20 protein-coding genes are annotated in these 25,407 nt (G+C 35.6%); 13 read left to right on the forward strand and 7 right to left on the reverse strand.

Annotated features, from left to right (window positions below; all coding sequences use genetic code 11):
- Positions 1-57: 57 nt before the first annotated feature.
- The 7 genes from porU to ACFQ1K_RS05795 all read left to right on the forward strand — a co-directional run bounded on the left by porU (position 58) and on the right by ACFQ1K_RS05795 (position 10,290).
- The gene (gene porU / locus ACFQ1K_RS05765) at positions 58-3,918 is read left to right on the forward strand and encodes a type IX secretion system sortase PorU (protein WP_320555788.1); all 3,861 of its coding nucleotides are present in this window, start codon (positions 58-60) and stop codon (positions 3,916-3,918) included.
- Between the two features lie 66 nt (positions 3,919-3,984).
- On the forward strand, positions 3,985-5,214 hold the full coding sequence (porV, locus tag ACFQ1K_RS05770; RefSeq protein WP_320555789.1) for a type IX secretion system outer membrane channel protein PorV: 1,230 nt from the start codon (positions 3,985-3,987) through the stop codon (positions 5,212-5,214).
- A 75-nt stretch (positions 5,215-5,289) separates the two neighbouring features.
- On the forward strand, positions 5,290-5,772 hold the full coding sequence (gene cdd, locus ACFQ1K_RS05775; RefSeq protein ID WP_320555790.1) for a cytidine deaminase: 483 nt from the start codon (positions 5,290-5,292) through the stop codon (positions 5,770-5,772).
- A gap of 91 nt (positions 5,773-5,863) precedes the next feature.
- Positions 5,864-6,862: a pyruvate dehydrogenase (acetyl-transferring) E1 component subunit alpha gene (pdhA, locus tag ACFQ1K_RS05780; RefSeq protein WP_320555791.1), complete on the forward strand. Its 999-nt coding sequence runs from the start codon at positions 5,864-5,866 to the stop codon at positions 6,860-6,862.
- Between the two features lie 3 nt (positions 6,863-6,865).
- The gene (locus tag ACFQ1K_RS05785; protein ID WP_320555792.1) at positions 6,866-8,506 is read left to right on the forward strand and encodes a pyruvate dehydrogenase complex dihydrolipoamide acetyltransferase; all 1,641 of its coding nucleotides are present in this window, start codon (positions 6,866-6,868) and stop codon (positions 8,504-8,506) included.
- A 136-nt stretch (positions 8,507-8,642) separates the two neighbouring features.
- The gene (locus ACFQ1K_RS05790) at positions 8,643-9,614 is read left to right on the forward strand and encodes a M28 family metallopeptidase (protein WP_320555793.1); all 972 of its coding nucleotides are present in this window, start codon (positions 8,643-8,645) and stop codon (positions 9,612-9,614) included.
- Complete coding sequence (locus ACFQ1K_RS05795; protein WP_320555794.1) at positions 9,604-10,290, forward strand: SDR family NAD(P)-dependent oxidoreductase; 687 nt, start codon at positions 9,604-9,606, stop codon at positions 10,288-10,290. The genes ACFQ1K_RS05790 and ACFQ1K_RS05795 overlap by 11 nt, the downstream gene beginning before the upstream one ends.
- 5 nt (positions 10,291-10,295) lie before the next feature.
- Here ACFQ1K_RS05795 and ACFQ1K_RS05800 read toward each other — a convergent pair whose 3' ends face one another.
- Together ACFQ1K_RS05800 and ACFQ1K_RS05805 are read right to left on the reverse strand one after the other, a co-directional pair.
- Positions 10,296-10,592 carry a chaperone modulator CbpM gene (locus ACFQ1K_RS05800; protein WP_320555795.1) on the reverse strand — a complete coding sequence of 99 codons (297 nt, stop codon included), beginning with the start codon at positions 10,590-10,592 and terminating at the stop codon, positions 10,296-10,298.
- A 3-nt stretch (positions 10,593-10,595) separates the two neighbouring features.
- On the reverse strand, positions 10,596-11,495 hold the full coding sequence (locus ACFQ1K_RS05805; protein WP_320555924.1) for a J domain-containing protein: 900 nt from the start codon (positions 11,493-11,495) through the stop codon (positions 10,596-10,598).
- Positions 11,496-11,609: 114 nt separating this feature from the next.
- Between ACFQ1K_RS05805 and ACFQ1K_RS05810 the strand changes: the two genes are divergently transcribed.
- Genes ACFQ1K_RS05810 through ACFQ1K_RS05830 form a run of 5 tightly spaced genes read left to right on the forward strand, consistent with a single transcriptional unit; the run spans position 11,610 to position 19,519 of the window.
- Positions 11,610-12,263 carry an HAD-IA family hydrolase gene (locus ACFQ1K_RS05810; RefSeq protein ID WP_320555796.1) on the forward strand — a complete coding sequence of 218 codons (654 nt, stop codon included), beginning with the start codon at positions 11,610-11,612 and terminating at the stop codon, positions 12,261-12,263.
- 27 nt (positions 12,264-12,290) lie between these two features.
- Positions 12,291-16,334 carry an FG-GAP-like repeat-containing protein gene (locus tag ACFQ1K_RS05815; protein WP_320555797.1) on the forward strand — a complete coding sequence of 1,348 codons (4,044 nt, stop codon included), beginning with the start codon at positions 12,291-12,293 and terminating at the stop codon, positions 16,332-16,334.
- A 28-nt stretch (positions 16,335-16,362) separates the two neighbouring features.
- A complete protein-coding gene (locus tag ACFQ1K_RS05820) occupies positions 16,363-16,959 on the forward strand; it encodes a SprT-like domain-containing protein (protein WP_320555798.1) in 597 nt (198 codons plus the stop codon).
- Positions 16,959-18,041, forward strand: a complete 1,083-nt coding sequence (locus tag ACFQ1K_RS05825) for a mannose-1-phosphate guanylyltransferase (protein WP_320555799.1) — start codon at positions 16,959-16,961, stop codon at positions 18,039-18,041. Before ACFQ1K_RS05820 ends, ACFQ1K_RS05825 begins: the two co-directional genes overlap by 1 nt.
- A gap of 2 nt (positions 18,042-18,043) precedes the next feature.
- Positions 18,044-19,519, forward strand: a complete 1,476-nt coding sequence (locus ACFQ1K_RS05830) for a DUF389 domain-containing protein (protein ID WP_320555800.1) — start codon at positions 18,044-18,046, stop codon at positions 19,517-19,519.
- Here ACFQ1K_RS05830 and ACFQ1K_RS05835 read toward each other — a convergent pair whose 3' ends face one another.
- On the reverse strand, positions 19,520-20,287 hold the full coding sequence (locus ACFQ1K_RS05835) for an ABC transporter ATP-binding protein (protein WP_320555801.1): 768 nt from the start codon (positions 20,285-20,287) through the stop codon (positions 19,520-19,522). It lies immediately after the preceding gene.
- A complete protein-coding gene (locus tag ACFQ1K_RS05840) occupies positions 20,287-21,024 on the reverse strand; it encodes an MlaE family ABC transporter permease (RefSeq protein ID WP_320555802.1) in 738 nt (245 codons plus the stop codon). The genes ACFQ1K_RS05835 and ACFQ1K_RS05840 overlap by 1 nt, the downstream gene beginning before the upstream one ends.
- A 113-nt stretch (positions 21,025-21,137) precedes the next feature.
- On the opposite strand from ACFQ1K_RS05840, the gene pafA reads away from it, so the two are divergent.
- Positions 21,138-22,823: an alkaline phosphatase PafA gene (pafA, locus tag ACFQ1K_RS05845; RefSeq protein ID WP_320555803.1), complete on the forward strand. Its 1,686-nt coding sequence runs from the start codon at positions 21,138-21,140 to the stop codon at positions 22,821-22,823.
- Here pafA and ACFQ1K_RS05850 read toward each other — a convergent pair.
- The 3 genes from ACFQ1K_RS05850 to ACFQ1K_RS05860 are packed head-to-tail and all read right to left on the reverse strand — an operon-like array spanning position 22,820 to position 25,321.
- Positions 22,820-23,668, reverse strand: coding sequence for a glycosyltransferase family 2 protein (locus tag ACFQ1K_RS05850; protein WP_320555925.1), 849 nt, complete (start codon positions 23,666-23,668; stop codon positions 22,820-22,822). The two genes, pafA and ACFQ1K_RS05850, sit on opposite strands and share 4 nt — an antisense overlap.
- Positions 23,669-23,700: 32 nt before the next feature.
- A complete protein-coding gene (locus tag ACFQ1K_RS05855) occupies positions 23,701-24,228 on the reverse strand; it encodes a methyltransferase (RefSeq protein WP_320555804.1) in 528 nt (175 codons plus the stop codon).
- Positions 24,229-24,262: 34 nt separating this feature from the next.
- Positions 24,263-25,321: a 3-oxoacyl-ACP synthase III family protein gene (locus ACFQ1K_RS05860; RefSeq protein ID WP_320555805.1), complete on the reverse strand. Its 1,059-nt coding sequence runs from the start codon at positions 25,319-25,321 to the stop codon at positions 24,263-24,265.
- Positions 25,322-25,407 lie beyond the last annotated feature (86 nt).

Consider the following 25,407-nt stretch of genomic DNA (forward strand, 5'->3'; position numbering starts at 1 on the left):
CGGTTTGGTGATGATTGATTTGCACCGAACTAAGGTTTTAAAATCAAAAAAATTTAAATGAAAAATTGCTCTGTTTTTGTTTTAACGATGCTGAGTTTGTTCGTTTTTGGACAACAAAAACAATTTAATATAGAATGGGAAGGTGATAAGTTACTGGAAACAGCCTATGGAAAAATTACTGTTCCTGCTTTTGATGAAAAACATTTTAGTTACGATGAAGAAAGTGGGTTGATGTTTTTTGCGCAATGGAACAATAACAGTGGTATTGTAGATGAAACCTCGGTCAGTCTTTCTAACGTATCCTATGAAATCATAAGTGAGTCAAGTTTAAAAGACTTAAACGTTAATCTTATTCCCAAATCCTTAAAATTTAATTTCTATAATACCAATGCACGCAACAAGCGTGGGTATTATTTTGAAATTAGTCCGATTATAAACGATAGGGGTGTTTACAAAAGGATTACCTCCTTTATAGTTAATTATAATATAACGGCTAATAGATCTCAAACTTCTTTAAGGACCACAATATCAAATTCTGTATTGAGTACAGGCGAATGGTATAGGTTTTATATTGAGGAATCGGGTGTTTTTCAACTAACTAAAGGGTTTTTAAACAGTTTGGGAATCAACACGAATTCTGTAGATCCGAGAACTATAAAGATTTATGGTAATGGTGGTAGAATGTTACCATTATTAAATTCAGCAAACTATCCTTATGATGTAGTTGAAAATGCTGTGAAATTTGTTGGTGAAGCAGATGGGAGTTTTGATAATGGAGACTATATTTTATTTTATGGTGAAGGTCCCAAAACATATAATGAAGAAAGTCAAACCAATCTTAATTTATATACCGATAAGACATACTATTATATTAATGTGAGTCCTGGGAATGGTAAAAGGATACAGCAGATGCCAAATATAGATGGAGTTGCAGATATTCAAATTAACACATTTCAAGATTATCAGTTTTATGAAGTAGATGAGTTTAATCTTGCCAAACTAGGTAGAAGATGGTTTGGTGATGAATTTGATATAGAAAATCAACGTGTTTATAATTTCCAATTTCCCAATTTGGTAACAAATGAACCAGTTCGGTTTGATATCGCCGTTGGTTCTGTTTCTGAGACCGATGGCACTACTATGGGCATAACTATTAACGGTAATTTTGTGTCCAACCTAAATTTAGGTGTTATTAGTCCAGGGTCTGTTCTTGCGACAGCAAATGCTTATGGTGACGATATTAATATCTCATCAGATGCCATAACAGTAACACTAGATTATAACAATAACGGTAATCCTTCTGCAAATGCCTATTTAGATTATATCAACATCGAAGCAACCAGAGATTTAATTTATAACGGTGATCAATTAGTATTTAAGAATAGAGAGGTTGTCTCCACACCTGGTATTGTGGAGTATAATCTATCAAATGCTTCGGGTGTTCAAGAAGTATGGGATATAACCGATCGGTTTAATGTAACAAATATTTTAAATCCTGAAGCCTTAAGTGCAATTAACTTCAAAGCGATTTCTGGTGAAGAACGTACTTATTTGGCTTTTTCTTCCTCAAATCTATTACAGCCTAAAAAGGATTCTAGGTCAACATTGTCTAACCAAAACTTAAAAGGAACGATATTTAATAACGATCAAGGTGCATTTCAGGACATAGACTATATTATTTTAACACCTACCCAATTGCTATCTCAAGCACAACGGTTGGCTCAAATAAATAGAAACCAGTACAACCTTAACATTAAAGTTGTTGAGCTTCAAACTATTTATAATGAGTTTAGTACAGGAAGTCAGGATATAGCTGCAATTAGAAACTTTATAAAATATGTATATGATAATGCAAGTTCACCTAACAACAGATTAAAGTATGTGTGTTTGTTTGGGGAAGGTTCTTATGATTATAAAGACAGAGTTAATAATAATACTAATCTAGTGCCTTCATGGTATTCAACAGATAGCTTTAGCTTAACTAACTCCTTTGTATCAGATGACTTTTTTGCAATGTTAGATGATAATGAAGGTGGTATGGGTAGTGCAGACAGGATGGATGTGGCAGTAGGTAGAATATTAGCAAGAGATTTACAGCAAGCTAGAGAACTGGTAGATAAAATCGAAGCTTACTATAACGAAGCTGCTTATGGGAGCTGGAGAAACAACGTTTTGTTGGTGTCCGATGATGTTGATGTTGGCTGGGAAAGAACATTACAGGAAACCACAGATGGTCTAGGAACGAATATTGAGACGGATAAGCCTTTTTTTAATGTTGTAAAAATTCACGCAGATGCCTACGAGCAAGAATCATCTGCAGCAGGAAATCGATACCCACAAGTTAATGAAGCTTTCAAAGATGCCATTGAGGTTGGAGCCATTGTAGTAAACTACTTTGGTCATGGGGGTGAAGACGGATTAGCCAAAGAACGAATTTTTGATAAGTTTGATGCGCAAGAAATAAATAATGTTTGTAAATACAATCTGTTTATTACGGTTACTTGTGAGTATACCAAATTTGATGATCCCGGCAGAGAAACTGCTGGTGAGTTTACCTACTGGAATAAAACAGGTGGTGCTATTGGTTTAATGACCACTACGAGACAAATCTTTGTAACTGTTGGTGAAAGTTTTAACGAGGTCTTGGATGATTACTTATTTGCCTATGGTTCCAATGATTATCCATCCATTGGAGAAGTACTAAGACTAACTAAAACAGACAATAATATAGCCGGTATTACCCAAAAAAGATTAGTGTTTTTAATTGGTGATCCTGCTATGAAATTGGCATTTCCTAAACCAGATATAAAGTTAACTAAGGTGAATGATGTGGAAATAACACAGCCGATAGATACATTAAAAGCTCTTAGTTATACAAAATTGGCTGGTGAGGTTACTGATACTAATGGTAATCTATTATCTAATTATAATGGGACATTAACAGCAACGGTTTTTGATAAAAGAATAGAACGTCAAACCCTAGCAAATGATGGTACTACTGATAATAATGGTACTATTTTTTTAAATTTTACCACACTAGGGGAAATCATTTTTAAAGGACAGGCAACTATTGAAAACGGTCAATTTGAGTTTGATTTTATTGTACCGAGAGACATTGGTATTCCAGTTGGAAATGGAAAAGTAAGTTTTTATGCTCAAACTAATAATCCTTTATCGGATCAAGCAGGGGCTAATTTCGATATCTTGGTTGGTGGTATAAATGAAAATGCTCCTGAGGATAATATTGGTCCAGTGATTAATTTGTTTATGAATGACGAAAATTTTGTCTCTGGTGGTATTACAAATGAATCTCCAAATTTAATTGCAAAACTACAAGATGATAATGGTATAAATACGGCAAGTGGAATAGGTCATGATATTACAGCAATCATCGACGGCGATGAAACCAATCCTATTGTCCTTAATGATTATTACCAAGCCAATGTAGATGACTATGCCAATGGGTCGGTTACTTACCCATTTCGTGATTTAGAACCTGGTCTTCACACGCTAACATTGAAAGCATGGGATACTTATAATAATTCGTCCACCGCCGAAATTCAATTTACGGTTTACGATAAGGACGAAGAGCTGGTCATTGATAATGTCCTTAACTATCCTAACCCATTTGTTGATTACACCGAATTTTGGTTCAATCACAATAGTCCTGATCCTTTAGATATATCCGTTCAGATATTTACAGTTTCAGGTAAACTTGTAAGAACCTTAAATGGGCAAACAAGTGCAGATGAGTTGTGTTTTAATGGATCTTCTTCCTTATCACGAAGTATGGTTTGGGATGGTAGAGATGACTTTGGTGATAAAATTGGCAAAGGAGTCTATATCTATAAACTAAAAGTAAGATCTAGCCGTTTAAATAAACAAGTTGAAAAAATTCAAAAACTTGTCATACTCTAAGAATAAATTATATTTGCTAACGATATAGTGCAAGTTAATGGTGGCACTAATAATCTAATAATGAACATGAAGAAATACACAATAACCTTTTTAGCTTTTGTAACAATTTGTTTTTCCTTTGCGCAAGAGACTATAACATTCCCAGATCAGTCTTCTGTAATAACTACAGGTGTTCCGTTTATGCTTATAGCACCAGATGCAAGGTCTGCAGCTATGGGAGATATGGGTGTAGCGACATCCGTAGATGGGTTTTCTCAACAATGGAATCCAGCAAAATATGTCTTTTCAGAGGCTAAATCTGGTGTAAGTTTAAGTTACACCCCTTATTTAAGCAGATTGGTCAACGACATCTCAATAAGCTACGCTACCTATTTTAATAGGTTGAATGAGTTTAGTGCAGTTTCAGCGAGTTTTAAATATTTTAGTTTAGGTGAGATCACCTTAACGCAAGGTGAAAATGATCCAGGTGTCAATGTAAAACCTAATGAATTCACGGCAGATGTGGCTTACACCTTAAGATTAGCTGACCAGTTTGCCATGGCAGTTGCTGTACGTTATATGAGGTCAGACCTAAGAATAGACCAAGTAGATCCTAACGCAGATGCAGCAAGTACATTTGGGGCAGATATTACAGGGTATTACCAGAGTGAAGAGGAAGCCTATAATGATTTTAATGGTCGATGGAGAGCAGGCTTCGCCATACAGAATTTAGGACCAAAGTTTAAGTATGATGATGGCGGTAGAGAAAACTTTCAACCTACAAACTTAAGATTAGGTGCTGGTTTTGATTTCATTTTTGATGAATATAGTAAATTGGGCGTAACTGCTGAGGTATCGAAGCTTTTAGTGCCAACACCTCCAAAATTTGGATTTGTTGATACTAATGGTGATGGAGTGCAAACAGATGATGATCCTAGCACACCGGATATTGACGAAAGCGAACCAACAATTATTACTCAAGGACAAGATAATGACGTTAGCTTTTTAAGCGGGATTTTTCAATCCTTTGGTGATGCACCAGGAGGTTTTAGTGAAGAGTTAAGAGAGTTTACATGGGCTTTAGGTGCTGAATACACCTATCAAGAAAATTTTGCATTTAGAGCAGGTTATTTTAACGAGGCTGAAGATAAGGGAGCTCGTAAGTTTTTTGCCATAGGCGCAGGATTTAAATATACGACTATTAATATTGATTTATCGTATTTATTCTCGGCTTCTCGTGTTCAGAGCCCATTGGAAAATACCTTGCGTTTTTCGCTAACGTTTAATTTTGGCGATGGTGAGTATGATGAATATTAGAATGATTAAATAATTTAGAATCCATAAAACTATTGTTTAAAAGCAATAGTTTTTTTGTCTAAAAAAGAATTGACTATGAAGGAAGTAAAGTTAGAAACAGTATTGAACGTTTACGATGGTTTGAGTGAACTTCCTCATGATATTCAGCAGTTAATAGATGCAGCAATTAAGGCTAGGGAAAATGCTTATGCGCCCTATTCAAAATTTAAAGTGGGTGCAGCTATCCTTTTAGACAATAATGAGATTGTCATTGGTAGCAATCAAGAAAATGCTTCCTATCCTTCCGGTCTTTGCGCAGAGCGTACGGCCATCTATTATGCAGGAGCCAAATATCCTAATGCAAAGATTTTAAAAATGGCGCTGACAGCCTCATCTCAAAATCAAGTTACGGACGCACCAATTCCCCCATGTGGTGCATGTAGACAATCTATTTCCGAATACGAAATAAAACAAGAGCAGCCTATTGAAATCTATTTTATGGGAGCTATTGGTAAGGTTGTAAAATCAAACTCTTTAGCAAATTTATTACCACTTGGTTTCGATAGAAGTTTTCTATAACGTTTTCGTAGCAAATTTTACAATTTTCGGTTTTTTGGTTACTAACTAATATGTTATTTTTGTTATTCGGATTAAAAGAACGAATCGAAAAATGCAAAAAATCACTAAGGAGGTATACCTGAAATGGTATGAGGATATGCTGTTTTGGCGAAAGTTTGAAGATAAACTTGCCGCTGTTTACATACAACAAAAAGTAAGAGGATTTCTTCACTTATATAATGGTCAGGAAGCCGTACTAGCAGGTGCTTTACACGCTATGGACCTAACTAAAGACAAAATGATTACAGCCTATCGTAATCATGTTCAACCCATAGGAATGGGTGTTGACCCAAAACGTGTTATGGCTGAGTTGTATGGAAAAGGTACTGGTACCTCTCAAGGTTTAGGAGGTTCTATGCATATATTCTCAAAAGAACATCGTTTTTACGGTGGTCATGGTATTGTTGGTGGTCAGATTCCACTAGGAGCTGGTATTGCCTTTGGTGATAAATACCATGGCAGTGACGCTGTAACCATATGCTGTTTTGGGGATGGTGCTGCAAGACAAGGTTCATTGCACGAAACATTTAACCTGGCAATGTTATGGAATTTACCAGTAGTCTTTGTTTGTGAAAACAATGGTTATGCGATGGGAACTTCTGTAGAACGTACGGCAAACCACACAGATATTTGGAAATTAGGTTTGGGTTATGAAATGCCTTCTGGTCCTGTTGATGGTATGAACCCTATTAAAGTTGCAGAAGCATTTGATGAAGCCATCCAAAGAGCAAGAAAAGGTGGAGGTCCTTCATTCCTCGAAGTTAAAACATACCGTTACAGAGGACACTCCATGTCAGACGCCCAACATTATAGAACCAAAGAGGAGGTAGAGGAGTACAAAAAGATAGATCCTATAACTCAGGTCAAGGATATTATTTTAGAAAAGAAATACGCAACAGAGGATGATATTAAAGCAATTGATAAACGTGTTAAGAAACGCGTTTCTGAATGTGAGAAGTTCGCAGAAGAATCTCCATATCCAGAAAAGAGCGTGATGTACGACGCTGTATATGAGCAAGAAGATTATCCATTTATACCACATAAATTATAAGCTATGGCAGAAGTAATAAACATGCCGCGTTTAAGCGATACAATGGAAGAGGGAACCGTAGCCACATGGTTAAAAAAAGTGGGCGACAAGGTTGAAGAGGGTGACATTTTAGCTGAAATTGAAACGGATAAAGCAACCATGGAATTTGAGTCCTTTAATGAAGGTACCTTGCTTCACATCGGTATTCAAGAGGGTGAAACGGCCAAAGTAGATTCGCTTTTAGCTATAATTGGTGAAGAAGGAGAAGATATATCGGATTTATTAAATGGTACTTCATCAGACGACGAAAAAATAAAATCCGAAGAAAAAAAAGAAGATAATGCAGAAGAGACTGAAGAAGTTGATAGCTCATCTGATAGTTCTGAAGAACTTCCAGAAGGTGTTACCGTTGTGACTATGCCGCGATTAAGTGATACAATGGAAGAGGGAACAGTGGCAACGTGGTTAAAAAGCGTTGGAGACGAAGTAGAAGAAGGTGATATCCTTGCTGAAATAGAAACGGATAAAGCCACTATGGAATTTGAATCTTTTCAATCAGGGACTTTACTGCACATAGGTTTGCAAGAAGGAGAATCTGCTAAAGTAGATGCGCTGTTGGCCATTATTGGTCCTGCTGGTACAGACGTGTCTGGTGTTGCCAAAAATTTCAAGGCAGGAGGTTCAGCGCCTGAATCGGAACCTAAAACGGAGTCAAAAGCAGCTCCTAATGAAGAAAAGAAAGAAGAGCCGAAAAAAGAAGCATCAAAACCTTCACAATCTAAGACTAATGAAACTTCAGCATCTACTTCTGGCGGAAGAATATTCGTATCTCCTTTAGCTAAGAAAATGGCCGAAGAAAAAGGTATTAATCTCTCCCAAGTAAAAGGTTCTGGGGAGAATGGTAGAATTGTGAAGCGTGATATTGAAAACTTTACGCCATCACAGGCCTCTAGTACAGTTGGTAAATTTGTGCCTACAGGTACAGAGGATTACGATGAGGTGCCAAATTCTAATATGCGAAAGGCTATCGCTAAAAACTTGGCAAAATCTAAATTTACAGCACCACACTATTATCTTAATGTGGAGTTTGATATGGATAATGCAATTGCTTTTAGAGAACAATACAATTCATTGCCAGATACAAAGATTTCTTTTAATGATATGATTGTTAAAGCTTGTGCTCTAGCTTTAAAACAACATCCGCAGGTCAACTCTCAGTGGTTTGATGACAGGATGAAAATGAACAATCATGTGCATATAGGTGTGGCCGTAGCTGTACCAGATGGATTGGTCGTTCCAGTAGTGAAGTTTGCGAATGAACAAAGTTTAACCCAAATCGGAGCTGCTGTCAAGGATTTTGCTGGTAAGGCAAGAAACAAAAAACTCACTCTCGATGAAATGGAAGGAAGTACCTTTACTATTTCTAACTTAGGGATGTTTGGAATAGAGAGTTTCACCTCTATTATTAATCAGCCAAACTCGGCAATTTTGTCTGTAGGTGCTATCGTTTCAAAACCAGTTGTTAAGAATGGTAAGGTCGTACCAGGAAATACCATGAAGTTAACGATGGCTTGTGATCATAGAACAGTGGATGGTGCTACAGGAGCACAATTTTTACAAACCTTAAAGGGGTATATTGAAAACCCTGTAACAATGTTAGTGTAAACTAATTTGGCGATCTTATTACACTGATGATTTTATTAGAAAGATAGCTTCAGAGTTTCAAAATAAATTTAAAACCTGATTTGATTGGATTCAAGTCAGGTTTTTTATCTTTAAGCCTTAAATGTCTTACATCAATATGAAAAAACTATTTTCAATTTTAATTATAATACTTATTGTATCATGCGCAATTAAACAAAAAGGTAATGATGGTGCAAAAGGTAAAAGTTCTGAGAAGATAACAATTGATGCTCAGGACATTAAAACAAGCATGGAATATCTAGCATCGGATGAATTGCAGGGTAGAGCAACAGGAAGTAAGGGTATTGAAATGGCCGCCGTTTTTATTGAGGATTATTTTAAGAAAAATGGAATAAAACCCTATTTCGAAACGTATAGAGATTCCTTTATGTTAGGCGACATCGTTGGTTATAACGTTGTAGGTATGATTGAGGGTACTGATGATGAGCTAAAAAATGAATTTATAATTTTAGGTGGTCATTACGATCACATAGGGAAAGGTAAAATAGTAGAGAGTGATAGTATTGCAAATGGTGCAAACGATGATGCTTCTGGGACAATAGCTGCTATGGAGTTTGGAAGATACTTTGCTAAATCAAAAACCAACAAACGTAGTATATTAATTACTCTTTATTCAGCCGAGGAAATGGGATTGAAAGGCTCTGCTCACCTCGCCAAGCGTTTAAAAGAAACTGGCTTGGATCCCTACACAATGATAAATTTTGAAATGATTGGTGTGCCTAGGGCAGAAGATAAAGCCATGGCCTATATGAGTGGCTTCAATCGATCTAATTTTGCATCAACGCTTAACAAATATGCAGGTGAAGAAATTGTAGGTTTCTTTCCAAAGGCCAAAGAATTTCAGCTCTTTTATAGATCTGACAATTATCCATTCTTTAAGGAGTTTAATATACCTGCACATGCTATTTCAACGTTTGATTTTACCAATTATGATTACTATCATCATGTGGATGATGAAGCGGATAAAATGGATTACAAACACATGGCAAGTTTTGTTAATAAATTGATACCTGCTTTAGAGGGTATGATGAATTTACCAACTAAAGAAGTTGTATTAAATGAAGAGTAAAAATATTATTATTACAGGAACAAGTAGAGGTATTGGTTTTGAATTGGTCCAACTTTTTGCCAACAAAGGTCACCACGTACTGGCTTTATCTAGAAATGCAGAACCAGTTAATAAACTGAAATTAAAAAATGTTAAAACTATTGCTTTTGACTTATGTAATAATAACGATTATAAAAAGGTTGAAGAATTTATAGCGGCGGAATGGAATCAAGTAGATGTTCTTATCAATAATGCAGGAACGCTTTTAAATAAGCCATTTTCAGAAACCACTTTTCAGGATTTCGAACAGGTCTACAGAACCAATGTTTTTGGTGTTTCAGAAATGACCAGAGTGGTACTTCCTTATATGAAACGGAATGGTCATGTGGTAACAGTCAGTAGTATGGGTGGTATACAAGGAAGTATGAAATTTCCAGGTTTGTCCGCTTACAGTTCTAGTAAAGGAGCAGTAATAACCTTGTCTGAGTTACTCGCAGAAGAATACAAAGAAACAGGGCCACAATTTAATGTTTTAGCGCTTGGAGCCGTACAAACTGAGATGCTTAATGAGGCTTTTCCGGATTATCAGGCGCCTATCAATGCTATTGAAATGGCGGAGTATATTTATGATTTTTCGCTCAAAGGCAATAAGTATTACAATGGTAAAGTCCTTCAGGTTTCAAATTCTACGCCATAGAAACTTCATAAATCTTCAAACCTTTGAAGTCTGTTTTTGGTAGAGTTGAGTTCTTTCTGTAATAAATCAATTTTGTTTAAGAGATTTAAGACGGTGTCAATACCTTCAAAATTAAGTTTAAGGTCCTTATGCAGCCTAATCATTTTTTCCAAATCAGCGATGTAGTCCTTATGGATACAGTGCGTTTTTTCTACGGAGATTATCTCAATTAGTCCATAATCCCTCAAACCATTAAAAAAGGACATTTCCATTCTGTAATGGGTGCAAAGTTCTGGTAATGCTATGTATTGGGTTGTTTTCATTTGCTATTGTAATTTTGCCAACTCTTCAAAAAGTGTTTTCTCTTTGGAGCTAAGTTTATTGGGTAGTTTTACATTATAGGTAATATACAAATCGCCATATTCATTTTCCTTTTTATATTTTGGAAAGCCTTGTCCTCTTAGTTTCACTTGTGTGCCATTTTGTGTGTGAGGTTTTACTTTTAGTTTCGCTTTTCCATTAAATGTTTCAATAGTTATCTCACCACCTAGAACGGCAGTGTATAAATCTAAATCAACTGTTTTATAAAGATTAGCAGCGTCTCGTTTAAATGCAGTATTGTTCTCGATAATAAATTCAATATACAAATCGCCATTAGGTCCACCATTAACGCCCTTGCCACCTTTACCTTTAATTTTTATAATTTGACCGTTAGTAACGCCGGCTGGAATTGCTAGTCTTATGTTTTTTCCATTTACGGTCAACACATGTTTTTGAGTGGTATAAACATCCTTTAAATTTAAATGTAATTGTGCATTAAAATCTTGACCTCTAAATTTCACATGCCGTCCACGATTTCCGCCTGAGAAATTTCCACCAAACATGGACTCAAAAAAGTCTGAATATTCCGCACCGTCACCAAATCCTTCAAACCCAGAAGTACGTTGATATTGTCTTTGTGACTGCTGCTGTTGTTGCCTTGCTTTTTCATAAGCTTCACCATCTTTCCAGTGCTCACCATATTTATCGTATTTTTTTCTAAACTCAGGGTTACTCAATACCTCATTGGCCTCGTTAAGTTGCTTAAATTTTAGCTCGGCTTCCCTGTCGTTTGGATTGAGATCAGGATGGTACTTTCTTGCCAATTTTCTATAGGCTTTTTTAATTTCGCCTTCAGTGGCACTCTTGTCAACGCCCAAGATTTTATAATAATCGATAAATGCCATAGCCTCAGTTTGAAATCTTCTAATTTTGATATCCTTTGACATTAAATTTAAAGATTATTTTTGAATTTAAATGTGACCATTGTCAGCATTTAAGTGTAATGTGGAATTAATTGAATGAACCTTGAATCAAAAAGATATAAGTGCATAATTTTTGACTGTGACGGTGTCTTAGTCGATAGTGAACCATTGAGTAATCAGGTCATGGTAGACTTGGCAAATCAACTGGGTGCAAAGATTGATTTAGAGTATGCCTATCGGCACTTTAAAGGCAATAGTTTTAATGATTGTGCTGCAAAAATTTCGAAGTTGATTCATCAAGACTTACCCGTTGATTTTGAAAAACAATACAGACAGAAGTCTTTTGAGCTATTTAAGAATGAGATAAAACCAATAAATGGAGTTAGTGTATTACTTGAAAATTTAAAAATACCGTTTTGTGTAGCTTCAAGTGGACCTATTAATAAAATAAAGCTCAACTTAGAACTTACAGGATTACTGCCTTTCTTTCAAGACCGTATTTTTAGTTGCTACACCATTGAAAAATGGAAACCGGATCCAGCTGTATTTATATGGGCATCGCAAACTATGGGATATAGAAGTCATGAGTGCTTGGTTATAGAGGATAGTCTAATCGGAGTTGAAGCTGCTATAAGAGGAGGATTTGATGTTTTTGGTTTTACAGCCCATGATTATAAGGATGAATTGCATAAAAAAGCGACTAAAACCTTTAGCGATATGAAATTATTACCAGAATTATTAGATTTATAAAGTAATTTCTATATTTAAAAAAAACTTATGGTTAAAAAATTACACAACTGTAAGAACATATACTTACTAACTTTTCTTTTTGTCATATTCAGTGCTGAGGTTGTTCTATCTCAAACCTTCGATCGAGTAGAAAATATTGTCGGTTTAGAGAATCTTGCCCATAATAATGGTGTTGCTGTAGCGGATTATGATGGTGACAATGACTTAGACATTTTTGTTGTTGCTAATGCTGTAGAAAACCCAGAAGATATTTCAAGTTTCAGTCGTTTGTACAGAAATAATAATGACGGATCTTTTACGGATGTAACAGAAGCATCTGGTTTGGTTGAGTTACTAACGTCTGATGAAGATGTACAACTTACCTTAGCACAACAAGGGTATAAATTCAGTGCATCTTGGGGCGACTATAATAACGATGGTTTTCCAGATCTCTTTTTAACCTATTCTTTAAAAGTTCAATTGTGGAGAAACCTAGGTAATGGCACATTTGCTAATGTTACTGAAATTTCTGGATTTAGCGCTACAAATGATTGCTTAAATATAGGGGCCACTTGGTTTGATTATAACAATGACGGTTTCTTGGATATTTACATTACAGATTGGAGTAGGTGCGACTCGAACTCATTATATAGAAACAACGGAAATAACACTTTCACAGATGTTACTGCGGAATTAGGGCTTACAGAAACTGAGTCTAAATATAGTTATACTCCCTTTCCTTTTGATGTCAACGATGATGGTTGGATGGATTTAATAGTCACTAACGATTTGGAGGATCCCAATTATTTATACCTTAATCAAAGTGGTACTTCGTTTACAGAGAATGCAGCTGCTTATGGATTAAACAATATGATTGATGATATGGGATTGGCCATCGGCGATTTTGATAATGACGGTGATTTTGATTTCTTTCATACAGGGATTGATGAAAATGTGCTTCTGCAAAATAGTGGTTTTAATGTTTTTACGGATGCTGCTAGTGCCTTTGGAATAACAGGAACAGGTTGGGCATGGGGAACGCGATTCTCTGATTTTGATCTAGATGGTGATGAGGATTTATTTATTGTTAATGGTTACGATTTTGAAGCCAGGGGACCAGAACAAAATGTTTATTACAGGAACCTTCATAGTCAAGGACAAGCAATATTTGAAGATGCTTCAGTGGAATTGGGTGTTAATGATAATACTGAAAGTGTTGAGGTTGTAGATTTCGATTACGACAATGATGGAGATATAGACGTGTTGATTACTAATGGTGATGGCTCTGTTATTTTTTATGAGAATAAAACTTTAAACTTTGATGATACTGAAACAACGTTGAATTGGTTTAAGATTCAACTTCAAGGTACTGTGTCTAACAGAAATGCCATAGGAACTACGTTAACAATTACCACTGCAAATGGCACCTTTAAACGTTATTATACTGGTGTGGGATTTTTGAGCCAGAGTCTGCAAGCGGTACATTTCGGTCTTAGCGATGCTAATGAGGTACTAACATTAGAAGTAAAATGGCCTTCAGGATTAGTTGAGAATTATAATAATATAGCTGCAAATACGACGGTGAAGCTCACCGAAGGGAGTGGATTAGAAATTTTAAATATTCCTCCTAGTCAAAAGATTTATGGATGTACAGATGCTACATCTTGTAATTATAATCCTAATGCAACCTTAGATGATGGGTCTTGTGTTTACCTTCCTTCACAAACTATAGAAGGAAATACAAGCACTTCATTTTTAAGTACTGAGGTTTATAGTTATACAGTAGCAGAAGGATCCACTGCCAATTGGGTAGTCAGTGGAGGTGAGATTTTGAGCGGACAAGGGACTAGTGAAATTGCTGTAAAATGGCATATTGAAGAGTCTGGTATTGTAGCTGTAATAGAGACAGATGATGTGTGCTCTAGTCAGGAAGTATCAGTAGCAGTAGACTTAGGTACAGATAGCTTACCTGAAAATATATCTATTGCAAGGTTATGGAATGAAGCTTTGTTAGAAGCTATTAGGGATGATTTTGCTAGACCTACAGTACACGCAAGAAACTTATTTCATACTAGTGTTGCCATGTATGATGCCTGGGCAATTTATGATGATATAGCGACACCATATTTAATGGGTAACACCGTCAATGATTTTTCTTCAACCTTAGAAGATTTTGTTCCAAATGAAGATTTAAATACTTCCTTAAGTAAAACCATCAGCTATGCCATGTATCGATTATTGACACATCGATTTCAAAATTCACCAGGCCTTGATGAAACCCAAGCAAGGTTTAACTTGCTTATGGACAGGTTAGGTTATGATGTTTCCAACACATCATTAATGTATGAAGATGGTGATGCGGCAGCTTTAGGTAATTATATCGCCCAAACCATTATAGATTATGGTTTGCAAGATGGCTCAAGAGAAGCGACTGGATATGACAATGCCTATTATGAACCCGTTAACCAAGCCTTAGCGTTAGATGCCAATGATAACCCACCTATTAACGATCCTAACCGTTGGCAACCACTGGGGTTAGATATATTTATAGATCAAGGAGGTAATCTTGTTGATGGAAACGTACCGCCATTTTTAAGTCCAGAATGGGGTAATGTTTATGCTTTTGCACTTAGTGAAGAAGATAAAGTGACCTATCAAAGAAGTGGGAATAACTATCATGTTTTTCATGATCCTTCTGACCCACCTTATATTAGTTTAACTGAGGATAATGCGGCAAGTGATGCTTATAAATGGGGATTTTCAATGGTTTCCGTTTGGCAATCACACTTAGACCAATCAGATGGAATTATTTGGGATATTTCCCCTAATTCTATAGGGAATGTAGATATAAGTACGTTTCCGACCGATTATGCTGACTATCCTAACTTTTACGATTTCTTTGATGGTGGTGCCATTATAGGTGATGGTTACACTATAAACCCAGTCACAGGTCAGCCTTACGAGGTTAATTTGGTTCCTAGAGGGGACTACGCCAGAGTTCTTGCTGAGTTCTGGGCCGACGGTCCAGATTCTGAAACACCACCTGGGCATTGGTTTTCAATATTAAATTATGTCAATGATCATCCTTTATTCGAAAGACGATTTCAAGGCCAAGGAGAAGTATTAGATGCACTAGAATGGGACGTTAAAGCCTATTTTATACTCGGTGGTGGTATGCATGATTCAGCTGTTGTTGCGTGGAGTGTAAAGGGATGGTACGATTATATTAGACCTATTTCCGCGATACGTTCTATGGCGGAGCGTGGCCAAAGCACGGATAACACTTTAGACAATTATCACGTAGGAGGTATTCAATTGATTGATGGTTATATTGAAGTTGTGGAAGAAGGAGATCCACTCGCCGGATTTGCAAATCAGCACGTAGGTAAGATTAAACTATATACATGGAAAGGGCATGATTTTGTTGATGATACCGAAACTGATCAGGCAGGTGTAGGTTGGATATTGGCCGAAGACTGGTATCCGTATCAAAGACCAACATTTGTAACGCCTCCCTTTGCAGGCTATGTGTCTGGTCATTCGACGTTTTCCAGAGCAGCATCAGAGTTAATGACCATGATGACAGGTAGCGAGTATTTTCCTGGCGGTTTAGGGGAGTTTGTAGCCAAAGCTAATGAGTTTTTAGAGTTTGAAGAAGGACCATCAGTGGATGTAGTGTTGCAATGGGCTACTTATAAAGATGCGTCAGACCAAACAAGTTTAAGTAGAATTTGGGGTGGTATTCATCCACCTGCTGACGATATACCAGGTCGATTTATAGGACATCAAGTTGCAGAAGACACCTTTAATTTTGCGATACCGTATTTTAACGGTTCGTTAAGTATCGATGACAATCAGGAGGGTATTGTAATTTATCCTAACCCAGTGACAAATGGTAATGTATTTTTAAGTAATACCAACGGAACCGAAATCATCGAAATATTTGATATGAGCGGTAGGCAAATTGATATTCTAAATAAAACGTTCGAAGAGGTAAACGCAACGACAACCTTAAAACTCAATGTTGCTGCTACAGGTCTCTATTTACTTAGAGTTAATAATAAGAGTAAAATGATAGTGATTAAGGATTAAACTCTTAAAATCATCTATTTTTGCATCAATGCAGAATCAAGTCTTAAACTTTATACCTGAGCAAGCTCATTCCCAAATAAAAGCTTTGCTGGCAAAAGATAATTTAGTCATCAAAGTAAAACAGGAGCGCAAAACTAAACATGGAGATTACAGGCAACTGTCAAATGATATACATCAAATAACGGTTAATGCAAACCTTAATCCATATCGGTTTTTAATTACGCTCATTCATGAAATTGCACACTTTGAAGCTTACACTAAATTTGGTCGATTTATAAAACCTCATGGCAAAGAATGGAAACTAACTTTTCAGCATTTAATGTTACCATTTCTAAGACCAGAAGTTTTTCCTTTAGAATTGTTGCCATTACTTGCCAAACACTTTAAAAATCCAAAAGCATCTAGCGACACTGATACGCAACTCGCCTTAGCATTGAAGCAATTCGACGAAGGTGAAGATAAAACCTATGTTTTTGAAGTACCTTTGGGAAAATCCTTTAAGTTATATAATGGTAGAGTTTTTACAAAAGGGAGTACCAGAAGAAAACGTATAGAATGTATTGAGGTAAAAACCGGTAAACTATATTTGTTTAACCCTAATGCTGAAGTAGAAATATTAGACTAATGAAAAATCAAAATTATTACGCCATATTAATGGCTGGTGGAGTAGGTTCACGATTCTGGCCAGTAAGTACACAAAACTTTCCTAAGCAGTTTCACGATATGCTAGGAACTGGGGATACTTTAATACAAAAAACCTTTCAACGGCTTGCCAAGCTAATACCAGAGGAGAATATTTTCATTCTTACAAATGAACGTTACAATGATTTGGTTTTTGAACAATTGCCTGGTATTACCAAAAGACAAGTTGTGCTTGAGCCAGCCATGAGAAACACAGCACCGTGTATATTGTATGCATCTTTAAAAATTCAAAAGGAAAACGAAAATGCTGTAATGATTGTAGCGCCAAGTGACCACTGGATAGAGGATGAAGAAGCGTTTTCAAAAAACGTGCAGACAGCCTTTGATTATTGTGAGTCTAATGATGCTTTAATGACTTTGGGTATTAAACCAACTTTCCCAAACACAGGTTATGGCTATATCGAATATGATAAATCATCTGATGTTGATATAAAACCGGTAAAACAATTTAGGGAAAAGCCAGATTATAAAACTGCAAAATCCTTTTTAGCGCAAGGTAATTTTCTTTGGAATGCAGGAATATTTATGTGGAGTGCAAAATCGGTTGTTGATGCTTTTCAAAGAAATCAACCAGAATTATATCAGCTCTTTGAACACGGTTACGATAAGTATAACACGGACGCTGAAGATGATTTTATTAAGAACAATTATTCCAAGGCAGAAAATATTTCTGTAGATTATGCAATAATGGAAAAGAGCGACAATGTATTTGTGATACCAGCAACATTTGATTGGAATGATCTAGGTACTTGGGGGAGCCTTTATGACAAGTTAGATAAGGATACTCATGAAAACGCTGTGGTTAATGCTAGAGTTTTAGCAGAGGATGCTTCTGGTAATATGATACGCTCTAATAAAGATAAAATCGTTGTTGTCGACGGACTAAAAGATTATATCATTGTAGATAAAGACGAAGTTTTGCTTATCTTTCCTAAAGCAAAAGAACAAGATATTAAAAAAGTACTCCAAAATATAAAAGCCAATTTTGGAGAAGAATACGGTTAACGATGAGTGACGAAAATAAATTCAACTTTTCTGAGGACGAAAACTCGAGAGTTACAAACGAAATGAATAAAGAAGCCGCCGTTGAAGAAAAAAAGGAAGCGGTAAAAAAGGATGCTCAGGGCCTGTTTGCAAGTATTTCAAATTTTCTAAGTGAGCTTTTAGATTTTAGAGATGATACGGATAGAGATGCTACAATAGCAGCTATTAAAGCAGATATACCATTTAAGGGTGCTACAGCTTGGATTTTAGTATGTTCTATAATGGTGGCTTCTGTTGGATTAAATGCGAATTCTACAGCAGTTGTAATCGGTGCCATGTTAATATCCCCATTAATGGGTCCAATATTAGGTGTTGGCTTATCCATTGCCATTAATGATATTGATACGCTCAGAAAATCTATGATTAACCTGGCCGTAATGATTGTATTAAGTTTAATAACGGCTTGGTTATTTTTTAAGTTTTTTCCGTTAAGTGAGGATACTTCAGAATTATTGGGAAGAACAAAGCCTGATATTAGAGATGTGCTCATAGCGTTTTTTGGTGGTTTGGCATTAATTATTGCACGAACAAAAAGAGGAACTATAGCTTCTGTAATATTTGGTGTGGCTATTGCTACAGCTTTAATGCCTCCATTATGCACAGCAGGTTATGGTTTAGCTAAAAGCAATTGGGATTATTTTGGTGGTGCCATGTACCTTTTTGGAATCAACACCATCTTCATCGCTCTTGCTACCTTTATTGTTTTGAAAGTGCTTCGTTTTCCAATGTTGAAATATGCGAACTCTAAGAAGCGTAAGCGTATATCACAATTGGCGTTGTTAATAGCTATTCTTGTTATGGCGTGGCCAATTTACACCTTTGTTAAGGTGCTTAGAGAAAGCCAGATGGATAGCGACTATAAACAATTTTTAAAACATGAAATTGAAGAAAATGAGTCTTTATGGTTGCAGCGTCAAAAAATTGAACCAGAGAAAAAGAGAATTACACTTTATTTTAATGGTGAAATCAGTGAAGCTACAGAGAGCGATTTGAGAAAGGAGCTTAATAGTTATCAAAATTTAAATGATTTTGATTTAGTGATTAATGGTAATAAGAATGTAAGTGCAGAACGCTTGATGGATCTATATAATAAGGCGCTGATTACGATAGAAAAACGTGATAGTTTATTGTTGGTAAGGCAATCAGAAGTGGATACACTTAAGTCGGTATTAGGTCAAAAAGGTAATCTTTTAGATAATGACTCTTTCGTGTTATTGGCAAAAGATGCTAAAATCAGGTTTTCGGATTTAGAATCCTTTGGCTATGCTAAAATGCTAGAGTCCAAAGATTTTAAAAATGTAGATACAATAACTGTTGCTAGTGTAAGATGGAAAGCCAATGTTAATGACAGTCTAGCTTTAGCTAAACAGAATGAGTTGTTACTTTGGTTGAAAAAAGAACTTAAAACAGAAAAGGTAAAAGTAAAAAGGGATGAATAACTACTGATTTTCTTCTAAATACATTTTACGTACCTTTTTAAATAATTCAGAAGAATAAACGAAGTCTGTAACGGCTTCGTTTTCTGTTTTAAAAATAGTGTCATTAGATCCTTCCCACTCTTTATGACCATCTTTTAAGAAGACGATTTTTTCGCCAATTTCCATAACAGAATTCATATCATGGGAATTGATGACTGTGGTCATTTGATATTCGTCTGTGATTTCTTGAATGAGATTGTCTATAACAATTGCTGTTTTCGGGTCTAATCCCGAGTTGGGTTCGTCACAAAACAAGTACTTTGGGTTGTTAACAATAGCTCTGGCAATTGCAACGCGCTTTTGCATACCGCCTGAAGCTTCGCTAGGCATTTTATGATGTGCCCCATCAAGATTTACACGTTTCAACACAAAGTCTACACGATCTTCCATTTCGCTCTTACTTTGTTTGGTAAACATACGCAAGGGAAACATGACGTTTTCTGCAATGGTCATAGAATCAAAAAGTGCGCTCCCTTGGAACACCATTCCTATTTCAGAACGTAGTTCTGTTCTTTCATCTCTACTTAGATTGCTAAAAACCTTGCCATCATAAGAAATACACCCTTGTTCATATTCAAACAGTCCAAGTAAGCATTTTAAAAACACTGTTTTTCCCGAGCCGCTCTGACCAATGATGAGGTTGGTTTTACCCTTGTCAAACGTAGTGGAAATACCCTTTAAAATATGAGCATCACCAAATGATTTATGTAGGTCCTTAACTTCTATCATTAGCCTAATAATAAACTGGTTAATAAAAAGTTGAGCAGAATGATAACAACACTGGTCCAAACAAAAGAGGTTGTACTTGCCTTACCAACTTCTAGAGCTCCACCTTTCATAAAATAACCATAAAAAGATGGAATTGTTGCCAGTATAAATGCAAAGACCATGGTTTTTATAAAAGCATATGCCATATGAAAAGGTATAAAGTCGTTTTGTACACCTTCAATATAGTCTTCTAAAGTCCCATACCCTCCATAAACACATGCTGCTAGACCTCCTAAAATACCAAGAAACATTGCAATTGAAATTACAAAAGGATAGAGTGTGAGCGCAATGAATTTAGGGAACACCAAGTAGTTAATAGCATTTATACCCATGACCTCCAAGGCATCAATTTGTTCTGTAACTCGCATGGTACCAATACTAGATGTTATAAAAGAACCTACTTTACCAGCCATAATTATAGAAATGAAAGTTGGTGCAAATTCTAAAATAATGGATTGTCTTGTAGCAAAACCCACCAAATATTTTGGAATTAGTGGGTTGCTTATGTTTAATGAGGTTTGAATGGCCACAACACCACCAACAAAGAATGCAATAAAAGCTACAATGCCTAGTGATCCAATAATAAGATCATCTATATCTTTTAGGATTAAAGTTTTTAACACAGACCATTTTGTTGGCTTGCGAAACATATCCTTAATCATTATAAAATAAGTGCCAATATTATGAAGGTACTTCATGCATGAAATTCTTAGTGCTAAAGTATGAAAAAAGATGAGTTTATTAATGTTAATTTAAATTAAGATATACCAAAAGCCGTATTTTTGACCTTTAGAATTATGACTACTTAATTATGAAAAATATCATCACTTCAATTGTTTTATTGACCTTATTTTGTTCTTGTGGAGCACAAGAAATTACTAAGGAAAAAACTTTGGCAAATACGCAAAAAGAGATTAGCCCCAAACCAAAATTAGTTGTTGGTATTGTTGTGGATCAAATGCGATACGATTATCTAACCCGTTTTGAGTCCAAGTTTGGTGAAGGTGGTTTTAAGCGATTGATTAATGATGGGTTTAATTGTAAAAATCATCATTTTAATTATATACCTACGAAGACGGGTCCTGGGCATGCATCAATATTTACAGGAACGACACCTAAATATCATGGCATAATTGGTAATGATTGGTATCAGTTAGACTTAAGAAAAAAAGTAAATTGTGTTGAGGATGAATCTGTTGAGCCTTTAGGTACTCTAAGTGAGGATGGTAAAAAGTCACCAGTCAAAATGTTAACATCTACCTTTGCAGATGAAAATCGTTTATTTACAGAAATGAGAGGTAAAAGCATTGGTATTTCTATAAAACATAGGGGCGCCATTTTACCCGCAGGTCATTCTGCCAATGCCGCTTATTGGTGGGATTATGACCACAATGGAACTGGTAACTGGATAACGAGTTCTTATTACATGAATGAATTACCACAATGGGTTGTTGATTTTAATAATTCGGGTAAAGCTGACTCATACTTCAAAGTTTGGGATACATATTATAATATTGACCATTATGTTGAAAGTGGAAGTGATATTAATGAATATGAGCGCTTATTTAAAGGTGAAACTAACAGTGGTTTTCCTCATGATCTCAACTCATTAAAGGATGAAAATGGTGGATATAAGGTAATAGCTGATTCTCCATATGGAAATAGCTTAACAACAGACTTCGTTATTGAAGCTCTAATTCAAGAAAATCTCGGTAAAGACAACCATACTGATGTCCTTACGATAAGTTATTCTAGCACAGACAAGGTAGGACATGATTTTGCTCCAAACTCTGTTGAGGTAGAGGATACCTATATACGATTAGATTTAGAATTGGAACGATTGTTTAAAGAACTTGATAAAAGAGTGGGTAAGGACCATTATACGGTGTTTCTGACTGCAGATCATGGTGCTCCTCATGCACCTATGTATACAAATTCATTCAAAATTCCAGCGGGATTTTTTGATTTAGATACCTTACTTAAGGAGATAAATATAAACCTTGAGGAATCTTATGGTATACCTAATTTGGCACTTAGTAGAATAAATAATCAAATATATATAGATCATAAAAGTGCAGTTGCTAATAATTTATCAATTCAAGAGTTGAAAATTAAAATCGCTCAAATTGTTAAATCGCATGACTTAATTTCCAATGTCTATATTACATCTGAATTAAATAATTTAAATATCTCACTTGGTTATCAAGAGTTGTTATTATTTAATGGACATCATCAAATGCGATCAGGTGATGTGATTTTTACCTTTAATCCAGAGGTTTTTAAAGATACGTCATGGAATAGAACAGGAACAGATCATCACTCAGGATATAATTATGACACTCACGTACCTTTAATTTTTAGTGGTGTTGGAATCAAAAAGGGTGAAACTTTGAACAGAACTGTCGTTACTGACATCGCACCAACAATCTCAGCACTCTTAGGTATTAGTTTTCCAAACGGTGCTACCGGTAATGTTCTAGGTTTTGTTTTGGATTAGGAAAATTTATTTAAGATCCCTTTCCAACGAAGTTGCCGAATAAATTTACCTTCGTCTTTAGTTACTAAGAAGTCGGTTTTCATCTTTGAAGCTTTAAAATAGCCAGCCATATAATCTTTAAATAAACCTAGACTTCCCTTCTTTGATGAAAGCTTTATGGCAGATATTAAGGTAATCCAAAATCCGTAGCGCATTTTAAACATCGCTTCCCCTTGAAGGTATTTAGAGGCCTTATTATAAGATTGCCCAGTAGGTTTTAAGTGTTTTACATGAAGTGTTTTATCGGTTAAAATTTCCCAACCATGATATTTTGCTAAAAGTTCATCTACAGTATCCCAACCCATAGATGGTTTTAATTTACCAATTTGCTCAAAGCAAGCTTTTCTGTATGCTTTTAAAGCACCACGTATATGATCTTTATTGGTTAGATTTTCTAAGAACCATTTGCCATTTTTTTCAATGTAACAAAACCCAGAAGCCATACCAAGTCTAAGATTGTTTTTAAAATGACCTGCTAAGGTCTCTAGGTAATTCTCTGGGAAAATAAGATCGGCATCAAACTTACAAAGTACATCATACTCGTCGTCTAAAGCATCTAAGCCTTTGTAAAAGGCATTTATAATTTTAGAACCAGGTAAATGTTGATCTGAGGATTTTGAATTTACCTGGCTTATCCAATTAAAACGTTCACTAAATTCTTTTATAATTTGTTGTGTTTGGTCTGTAGAATTATCATTGACTACTACTAGGTTTTTAGGTAAAAGTGTTTGCTTGGTTAACGACTCTAGTGTTTTGCCAATAAAGGCACCTTCATTATGTGCAGGTATGATGATGTAAAAGTTCAAACTCAATAAGTAAAGTTCAAAGCTAATGAAATCTAATTGGAATTTCGCTCAGCATAAACAATATAATATCGATTTGTAAACCATCTTAAAAGCGGTCTTATGCCAATTTTTTTCACAGGATTGGTCCACTTTTGGCTATCTATAATTTTCCAGCCACTTTTTTCTAAGAGCCAATCGAGTTGCCAATCTTCAAACTCATGAAAATGTCTGTCCCATTTGTCGGTTTTGCTTCTATAGGCCGATGAAAACCATAACCGTAATGGGACGCTTACAACCAGCTTCTTAGCTTTAATTGATTTTAAAACTTCATACGGAGACAGTAGGTGTTCAAAAATTTCAAAAGCCGTCACAACATCAGCGGATGAATTTAAAATTGCTGATTGGTCTTCATCAAGGTCTTCACCTTTCGTGTTTTCAATGGTGTAACCTTCGGAAAGCATGATTTTAGATAAAGGATTTTTTACACCTAGATCTAAAATAGTTTCAGATGTAGAAACATGCTTTTTTAAAAACTCTAAGGTAAGTTTAAAGCGTTTGTTGGGATATGTCTTCTCGTACATACTATTTTCCGAGAAATCGGAGAAACCTTTGTTATTAATATCTGTATACTATGGCATTGATATGCATACCAGCACCAACACTTGCAAATATAATAACATCTCCTTTATGGATTTGATGATCTTCGAGTTTGTTGTTTCTTATCAAATCGAAAAGCGTCGGTACAGTAGCCACCGAGCTGTTTCCTAATTTATGAATACTCATTGGCATAATGCCTTCAGGAGCCTTGGATTTAAATAGTCTATAAAAACGATTAATAATGGCTTCGTCCATCTTCTCATTGGCCTGATGTATGAGCACTTTCTTTACTTCAGAAATATCAATACCACTTTTTTCAAGACAGTCTTTCATGGCTTGTGCCACATTGGTAAGCGCAAATTCATAGATTTTACGACCATGCATTTTTATGTAACGTGTATCAGGACAGAGTTCCTTATTATTGGAATTACCGAAGTATAAGTAATAAGCTTCGTCATAAGTAAAAGATGCCGACTCGTGAGCTATTATACCTCCATCCTCTTCGGTTGCTTCTACAATACTGGCACCAGCGCCATCTGAATAAATCATAGAATCCCTATCATGTTTGTCAACTACACGAGATAAGGTTTCTGCACCAATTACAAGACAACGTTTAGCCATGCCAGCTTTAATAAACGCTTGGGCTTGAATAACACCTTCCACCCATCCAGGGCAACCAAATAAGATGTCATAAGCAACACATTTTGGGTTTTTAATGCGTAACCTGTGTTTAATACGAGATGCTAAACAAGGTAAAATATCACTTTGAATGGTATTGGCCTTAACGTCACCAAAGTTATGTGCACAAATAATATAATCAATCTCTTCGGCATTAATACCTGCATCATCGATGGCTTTTTGAGCTGCTAGGAAACCAAGGTCAGAAGCTACCAGTTGATCATCGGCATAACGGCGTTCTACAATTCCAGTTATGGATTTAAATTTATCTACAATAACTTCGTTGGGATAGTCTATTTTGGATCCGTCAGCGTTTAAAAACTGATGTTGATGAAAATCTTCATTCTTTTCAATGCTATTTGGAATATAGCTACCTGTTCCTGTGATTTTAATTCCCATACCTCAAATTTTGCTATTAATTTACTAAACTAGTTAAACTCTTAAACATGATAATAAATTAAGCTTTTAAAAACATTATTTTTTTG

This window comes from Winogradskyella aquimaris (genome assembly GCF_042676105.1).
Classification (GTDB): domain Bacteria; phylum Bacteroidota; class Bacteroidia; order Flavobacteriales; family Flavobacteriaceae; genus Winogradskyella; species Winogradskyella aquimaris.

Excerpts from the sequence above, each read along its gene's own strand:
- ACFQ1K_RS05790 (WP_320555793.1), top strand. The coding sequence starts at position 8,643 with ATGAAAAAACTATTTTCAATTTTAATTATAATACTTATTGTATCATGC.
- ACFQ1K_RS05825 (WP_320555799.1), top strand. The coding sequence starts at position 16,959 with ATGAAAAATCAAAATTATTACGCCATATTAATGGCTGGTGGAGTAGGT.
- pafA (WP_320555803.1), top strand. The coding sequence starts at position 21,138 with ATGAAAAATATCATCACTTCAATTGTTTTATTGACCTTATTTTGTTCT.
- ACFQ1K_RS05795 (WP_320555794.1), top strand. The coding sequence starts at position 9,604 with ATGAAGAGTAAAAATATTATTATTACAGGAACAAGTAGAGGTATTGGT.
- ACFQ1K_RS05840 (WP_320555802.1), bottom strand. The coding sequence starts at position 21,024 with ATGAAGTACCTTCATAATATTGGCACTTATTTTATAATGATTAAGGAT.
- ACFQ1K_RS05805 (WP_320555924.1), bottom strand. The coding sequence starts at position 11,495 with ATGGCATTTATCGATTATTATAAAATCTTGGGCGTTGACAAGAGTGCC.
- ACFQ1K_RS05810 (WP_320555796.1), top strand. The coding sequence starts at position 11,610 with ATGAACCTTGAATCAAAAAGATATAAGTGCATAATTTTTGACTGTGAC.
- ACFQ1K_RS05860 (WP_320555805.1), bottom strand. The coding sequence starts at position 25,321 with ATGGGAATTAAAATCACAGGAACAGGTAGCTATATTCCAAATAGCATT.
- ACFQ1K_RS05835 (WP_320555801.1), bottom strand. The coding sequence starts at position 20,287 with ATGATAGAAGTTAAGGACCTACATAAATCATTTGGTGATGCTCATATT.
- porU (WP_320555788.1), top strand. The coding sequence starts at position 58 with ATGAAAAATTGCTCTGTTTTTGTTTTAACGATGCTGAGTTTGTTCGTT.
- ACFQ1K_RS05800 (WP_320555795.1), bottom strand. The coding sequence starts at position 10,592 with ATGAAAACAACCCAATACATAGCATTACCAGAACTTTGCACCCATTAC.
- ACFQ1K_RS05820 (WP_320555798.1), top strand. The coding sequence starts at position 16,363 with ATGCAGAATCAAGTCTTAAACTTTATACCTGAGCAAGCTCATTCCCAA.
- ACFQ1K_RS05855 (WP_320555804.1), bottom strand. The coding sequence starts at position 24,228 with ATGTACGAGAAGACATATCCCAACAAACGCTTTAAACTTACCTTAGAG.
- ACFQ1K_RS05785 (WP_320555792.1), top strand. The coding sequence starts at position 6,866 with ATGGCAGAAGTAATAAACATGCCGCGTTTAAGCGATACAATGGAAGAG.
- pdhA (WP_320555791.1), top strand. The coding sequence starts at position 5,864 with ATGCAAAAAATCACTAAGGAGGTATACCTGAAATGGTATGAGGATATG.
- cdd (WP_320555790.1), top strand. The coding sequence starts at position 5,290 with ATGAAGGAAGTAAAGTTAGAAACAGTATTGAACGTTTACGATGGTTTG.
- ACFQ1K_RS05815 (WP_320555797.1), top strand. The coding sequence starts at position 12,291 with ATGGTTAAAAAATTACACAACTGTAAGAACATATACTTACTAACTTTT.
- ACFQ1K_RS05830 (WP_320555800.1), top strand. The coding sequence starts at position 18,044 with ATGAGTGACGAAAATAAATTCAACTTTTCTGAGGACGAAAACTCGAGA.
- porV (WP_320555789.1), top strand. The coding sequence starts at position 3,985 with ATGAAGAAATACACAATAACCTTTTTAGCTTTTGTAACAATTTGTTTT.